The organism is Sinomonas atrocyanea, assembly GCF_030812675.1.
Lineage (GTDB): Bacteria > Actinomycetota > Actinomycetes > Actinomycetales > Micrococcaceae > Sinomonas > Sinomonas atrocyanea_B.
The window spans coordinates 39,044-45,043 of record NZ_JAUSTE010000017.1 but is presented as its reverse complement, the minus strand read 5'-3'; the positions used below and the strand labels follow the sequence as shown (position 1 = coordinate 45,043).

The following is a 6,000-nucleotide window of genomic DNA, read 5'->3' as shown; positions in this document are numbered from 1 at the left end:
CCGATCCCTCAACGTTTGCGCCCCGCCCACCTTGTCGCCCCCCCCCACACGTTCCGGGTACCCAAACTGGTCCCTTTTGGGGGTTTCGGGGTACCCCGCGGCCGGGCCCCTCCGGGGGGCAGGGCCCCGGCCGTCGTCGTACTCCGTGGTTCCGAAGCAGTGGGCGCCCGGGGCGCGTGCCCGGAACGCGGGATCAGCGTCGAGATGCGTACCCGAGACTCAGCGGGCGAACCAGATGCCGATCTCGCGCTCGGCCGACTCCGGCGAGTCGGAGCCGTGGACGAGGTTCTGCTGGACCTTCAGGCCCCAGTCGCGGCCGAAGTCGCCGCGGATGGTGCCCGGCGCCGCGGCGGTCGGATCGGTCGCGCCGGCGAGCGACCGGAAGCCCTCGATGACGCGCTCGCCCTCGAAGACCGCGGCAACGACGGGGCCGCTCGCCATGAACTCGAGCAGCGGCTCGTAGAAGGGCTTGCCCTCGTGCTCGGCGTAGTGCTCGGCGAGCAGGTCCCGGCTCGGCGTGAGCTGCTCGAGGGCCACGAGACGGTAGCCCTTCGCCTCGACCCGAGCCAGGATGGTGCCGGTCAGGCCGCGGGAGACGCCGTCGGGCTTGACGAGGACAAGGGTGCGTTCGGTGGTCACAGGTGCTCCTGGAGGAAAAGGGGGCTGGTTTCCCGCCCAGTCTACTGATCAGGCCCCGTCGCCGGCGGCGCCGGGCTCTGCCGGGCCCGCCCCGGGGTGGCTGCGCTCCCACTCGGCCTGCTCGCGGTCGCGCTGGACGTTCTCCCGGTCCAGCCGCGCCCCCGTCCGGATCGCGAAGAACCACGTCACGAGCAGGATGCCGCCGACGACGAACATCATGGGCTCGAAGAAGCCGAGGGCCACGAGGACGAGCTGCAGGATCCAGCCGAGGGCCATCCCCCACGGCCGGGAGACCACGGCGCAGGCCAGGACGAACACGGCGAGCAGGCCGAACCCGCCGCCGAGCACCGTCCCGGCGCCGAGATCGTGCGCGCGAAGGCCGAACAGCACGAGCGTGGCGAAGAACACCACGAAGGCCTCGGTGAGCAGCAGGACCGAGGCGAACATGACCCGCACGGAGCGGCGCTTCCTCGGCATCCCCGGGCGCCATTCGCGCTGGGCCCTCGTGAGCCTGGCCATCATGAGGCGTCCTTCCCCAGCAGGGTCCGGGCCTCGCCCACGACCGTGATCGATCCGGTGATCAGCACGCCGCCGGCGAAGTCCTCGGTGGCATCGGCGCGCTCGACGGCGTACGCGATCGCGTCGTCGAGCTTCTCCTCGACGTGGACGGCGTCCTCGTCGAAGCCGAGGTCGAGCGCCATCTCGGCCAGCTCCTCCGCAGGGATGGCGCGGGGGGATGCCGACTGCGTGAAGCAGTACTCGACGCGCTCGTCCGCGAACTCCTCCTCGAGGGTCCGCAGGATCTCCTCGGCGTCCTTCTCGCGCAGGACGCCCAGGACGATCACGAGGGTCGAGAAGTCGAACGCCTCCTTGAGGGCCTGCGCGCTCACCCGGATGCCGTCGGGGTTGTGCGCGGCGTCCACGATGATCGTCGGGGACGTCCGCACGGTCTCGAGCCTGCCGGGCGAGCTCACCTCCGCGAACCCTTCGCGCAGCACCTCCACCGACAGCTCGCGCTCGCCGCCGCCGAGGAAGGCCTCGAGGGCCGCCACGGCCACGGCGGCATTCTCCGCCTGGTGGGCCCCGTGCAGCGGCACCACGAGGTCCTCGTAGCGCCCGGCGAGGCCCTGGACGGTCACAACCTGGCCGCCGACGGCGAGCGAGCGGGACTCGACGCCGAACTCCACGCCCTCGAAGCGGTGCGGCACACCCACCTCGCGGGCCTTCTCGAGGAGCACCTGCGCCGCCCCGCGGGGCTGCGCAGCGCTCACGAGGAAGCCGCCGCGCTTGATGATGCCGGCCTTCTCGCGCGCGATGTCCTCCACCGTGTCCCCGAGGAGGTCGGTGTGGTCGAGCGAGATGGGCGTGACGACCGAGACCGCGCCGTCGCCGACGTTGGTGGCATCGGTGATGCCGCCCAGGCCGACCTCGATGACCGCGACGTCCACGGGCTCGTCCGCGAACGCGGCGAAGCCAAGGATTGTGACGCACTCGAAGTACGTCAGGCGCGGCTCGCCGGCCGCCACGAGCTCGGCGTCCACGATCGCCAGGTACGGGGTGATCTCGTTCCAGATCCGCACGAAGGTCGCATCCGGCACCGGGGCCCCGTCGAGGCTGATCCGTTCCGTGACGCGGGCCAGGTGCGGGCTCGTGTACCGCCCGGTCCGCAGCCCGTGGGCCCGCAGGCCGGCCTCGATCATGCGGGCCGTGGACGTCTTCCCGTTCGTGCCCGTGATGTGGATGATCGGGAAGGCCCGGTTGGGCTCGCCGAGCACGTCCATCGCGCGGTAGAGGGGCGCGAGGCGGGGCTCCATCTTGTTCTCGGGGGCCCGGGCGAGGAGCAGTGCGTAGACCTCCTCGACCGTGGTCGGCTCGGCCGCGGACTGGGCGGGGCGCTCGTTCACTGGCCGGCCTCCCCGGCCGCCGCGCCCTGGCGCTCGGACCGGTCGGAGTCGACGCGCTCGACGAGCGCGGACGGCTCGACGTCGGCCACGAGCAGCTCGAGCTCGACCGCGAGGGTCTCGCCCTTGAGCAGTTCGGCGTGCTCGCGGGCCGCCGCGATGACGTGCGCCTTCGCGGTGACGCTCGCGCGGACGCGGTCGCCCACGGCGAGGTCGGCGTCCTTGCGCGCCTGCTGGATCACGCGCACGAGGTCGCGGGCCAGGCCCTCGGCCTCGAGCTCGGGGGTGAGGCCCGTGTCGAGGACCACGAAGCCCCCGCCCGGGAGCATCGCGACGGCGGCGTGCTCGCCGGCCTTCGCGGGGTCGACGACGGTCTCGAGTGTGTACTCGTGCGGTTCGAGGACGATGCCGCCGGCGTTGACGGAGCCGTCGTCGGCCACCGACCAGTCCCCCGACTTCGAGCCCTTGATCGCGGTCTGGACGCCCTTGCCGAGGCGCGGGCCGGCGGCGCGGGCGTTGACCACGAGCCGCCGCTCGATGCCGAACTCCTCCTCGCTGGCGTCGGCGGCGTCGAGGAGCCGGACGGCCTTGAGGTTCAGCTCGTCGGCTATCACGGCCTCCGACCCCGCCAGCGAGGCCGCACCGGGCACGACGACGGTCATCGCCGCGAGCGGCAGGCGCACCCGCAGCTTCGCGGCCTTGCGCAGGGACGAGCCTGCCGAGCACACGGCCTGGGTGCGGTCCATCTGCTCGACGAGCGCGGGATCGTCGGCGAACAGGGCGGGGTCCGGCCAGTCGGTGAGGTGGACCGAGCGGCCGCCGGTGAGGCCGCGCCAGATCTCCTCGGTGACGAGGGGCAGCAGCGGAGCGGCGACCCGGCACACGGCCTCGAGGGCGGTGTAGAGCGCATCGAACGCGTCGGCGTCCTCGTCGAAGAACCGCTGGCGGGACCGGCGCACGTACCAGTTGGTGAGCATGTCCAGGTACTCGCGCAGCAGGTCGCACGCGGTGGAGATGTCGTAGGCGTCGAGGTGGGCCTGCACGCCGCGCACGAGGCGGCCGGTCTGGGCCATGAGGTACCGGTCCAGCGGGTCGGTGTAGCCGTCGTGGCGGACCGCCGCCTCGAAGCCGGCGCCCGCCGCGCCGTCGCGGGTCCCGCGGGCGGCGTTGGCGTAGAGCGTGAAGAAGCTGTACACGTTCCACAGCGGCAGGATGACCTGGCGCACGCCGTCCCGGATGCCCTGCTCGGTGACGATCAGGTTGCCGCCGCGCAGGATCGGGCTGGCCATGAGGAACCAGCGCATCGCGTCGGAGCCGTCGCGGTCGAGCACCTCGGAGACGTCGGGGTAGTTGCGCAGGCTCTTGGACATCTTCTGCCCGTCGGAGCCGAGCACGATCCCGTGGCTGATGACGTTGCGGAACGCGGGGCGGTCGAACAGCGCCGTCGCGAGGATGTGCAGCGTGTAGAACCAGCCGCGGGTCTGGCCGATGTACTCGACAATGAAGTCGCCGGGGTTGTGCGTCTCGAACCATTCCTGGTTCTCGTAGGGGTAGTGCACCTGGGCGTAGGGCATCGAGCCCGAGTCGAACCAGACGTCCAGGACGTCCGGGACGCGGCGCATCGTGGACCGGCCCGTGGGGTCGTCGGGGTTGGGCCGGGTCAGCTCGTCGATGAAGGGCCGGTGCAGGTCCGGCTTGCCCTCGTGGTTGAGCGGGAGCCGGCCGAAGTCCGCCTCGAGCTCGGCGAGCGAGCCGTAGACGTCGGTGCGTGGGTACTCGGGGTTGTCCGAGACCCAGACGGGGATGGGCGAGCCCCAGTAGCGGTTGCGGCTGATCGACCAGTCGCGCGCGTTCTCGAGCCACTTGCCGAACTGGCCGTGCTTGACGTTGCCCGGGATCCACGTGATCTGCTCGTTGAGCTCGAGCATGCGGTCCTTGATCTTGGTCACCTCGACGAACCAGCTCGAGACGGCGCGGTAGATCAGGGGGTTCCGGCACCGCCAGCAGTGGGGGTAGCTGTGGACGTAGCTGGCCTGCTTGAGGAGGCGGCCCTGCTCGCGCAGGACCCGGGTGATGGGCTTGTTCGCCTCGAAGACCTGCAGGCCCACGATCTCCTTCAGCGGCGCATCCTCGCGGGAGCCGAACAGCGGGAGGAACTTGGCGCCGTCGTCGACGGAGAGGATCACGGGGATGCCGGCCGCCTCGCAGACGCGCTGGTCGTCCTCGCCGTAGGCCGGGGCCTGGTGGACGATGCCGGTTCCGTCGGTCGTGGTGACGTAGTCGGCGACGAGGATGCGCCAGGCCTTGCCCGTGCCGTAGACCTCGGCGTCGGTGAAGTAGTCCCAGAGGGGCTCGTAGCGCAGTCCCTCGAGCTCGGTGCCCAGGTAGGTGCGCTCCACGGCAGCGGCTGCATCCTCGGGCTGGCCGTACCCGAGGTCCTTGGCGTAGGACGCAAGGAGGTCCTCGGCGAGCAGGAAGCGGGTGCCGGCGGCGAACGGCGAGACGCCGGTCGCCTTCACGCCGCCGGGACCGGCGGGCACGACGGCGTAGCGCACCTCGGGCCCGACGGCGAGGGCCTCGTTGGTGGGCAGCGTCCACGGTGTGGTGGTCCAGGCGAGGGCCTGGACGCCCTCGAGCTGCCGGGAGATCTCGGAGTCGCCGGCGAGCAGCGGGAAGGTGACCGTGACGGTCTGGTCCTGGCGGTCCTTGTAGACGTCGTCGTCCATGCGGAGCTCGTGGTTGGACAGGGGCGTCTCGTCGTTCCAGCAGTACGGCAGGACGCGGTAGCCGCTGTACGTGAGCCCCTTCTCGTGGAGCGTCTTGAACGCCCAGATCACGGACTCCATGTACTCGACGTTGAGGGTCTTGTAGTCGTTCTCGAAGTCCACCCAGCGGGCCTGCCGCTTGACGTAGGCCTCCCACTCGTGGGTGTACTTCAGCACGGAGGCGCGGCAGGCGTCGTTGAACTTGTCGACGCCCATGGCGTCGATGTCCGACTTCTGGTTCATGCCGAGCTGCTTCATGGCCTCGAGCTCGGCGGGGAGGCCGTGGGTGTCCCAGCCGAACCGCCGCTCGACCCGCTTCCCGCGCAGCGTCTGGTATCGGGCCACGAGGTCCTTGGCGTAGCCGGTGAGCAGGTGGCCGTAGTGCGGAAGGCCGTTGGCGAAGGGCGGCCCGTCGTAGAAGACGAACTCGTTGGCGCCGTCGCGCCCGGCGTCCCGGCCGTCGACCGACGCCTGGAAGGTGCCGTCCTCGTCCCAGTACGCGAGGATGCGCTCCTCCAGCTCCGGGAAGCGCACGGAATGGTTCGTCGCCGCATCCTGGGCGGCTGCTGCAGAGGCCTTGGGGTACACGCTCACTCGGATCCTGGCTCGCTTCATGCTGCTGGATGCGAGGACGGCGTCCACCCGGATCTGCCGGACGGGACCGCGGTACCACCTCACTTGCCTGCGCCGACCGG

At 71.1% G+C, this 6,000-nt stretch carries 4 protein-coding genes; all 4 read right to left on the bottom strand.

What is annotated here, in order from left to right; genetic code table 11:
• Window positions 1–219 precede the first annotated feature (219 nt).
• The 4 genes from ndk to ileS are packed head-to-tail and all read right to left on the bottom strand — an operon-like array spanning window position 220 to window position 5,899.
• Window positions 220–639 carry a nucleoside-diphosphate kinase gene (gene ndk / locus J2W20_RS17890; RefSeq protein WP_307008319.1) on the bottom strand — a complete coding sequence of 140 codons (420 nt, stop codon included), beginning with the start codon at window positions 637–639 and terminating at the stop codon, window positions 220–222.
• A gap of 48 nt (window positions 640–687) precedes the next feature.
• Complete coding sequence (locus J2W20_RS17885; protein WP_307008328.1) at window positions 688–1,158, bottom strand: DUF4233 domain-containing protein; 471 nt, start codon at window positions 1,156–1,158, stop codon at window positions 688–690.
• Window positions 1,158–2,543 carry a bifunctional folylpolyglutamate synthase/dihydrofolate synthase gene (locus J2W20_RS17880; protein WP_307008318.1) on the bottom strand — a complete coding sequence of 462 codons (1,386 nt, stop codon included), beginning with the start codon at window positions 2,541–2,543 and terminating at the stop codon, window positions 1,158–1,160. The genes J2W20_RS17885 and J2W20_RS17880 overlap by 1 nt, the downstream gene beginning before the upstream one ends.
• The gene (gene ileS / locus J2W20_RS17875) at window positions 2,540–5,899 is read right to left on the bottom strand and encodes an isoleucine--tRNA ligase (protein WP_307008316.1); all 3,360 of its coding nucleotides are present in this window, start codon (window positions 5,897–5,899) and stop codon (window positions 2,540–2,542) included. The genes J2W20_RS17880 and ileS overlap by 4 nt, the downstream gene beginning before the upstream one ends.
• Between the last annotated feature and the right edge of the window lie 101 nt (window positions 5,900–6,000).

Bases quoted from the DNA above. Each gene is read 5' to 3' on its own strand.
- J2W20_RS17885 (WP_307008328.1), bottom strand. From the start codon at position 1,158: ATGGCCAGGCTCACGAGGGCCCAGCGCGAATGGCGCCCGGGGATGCCG.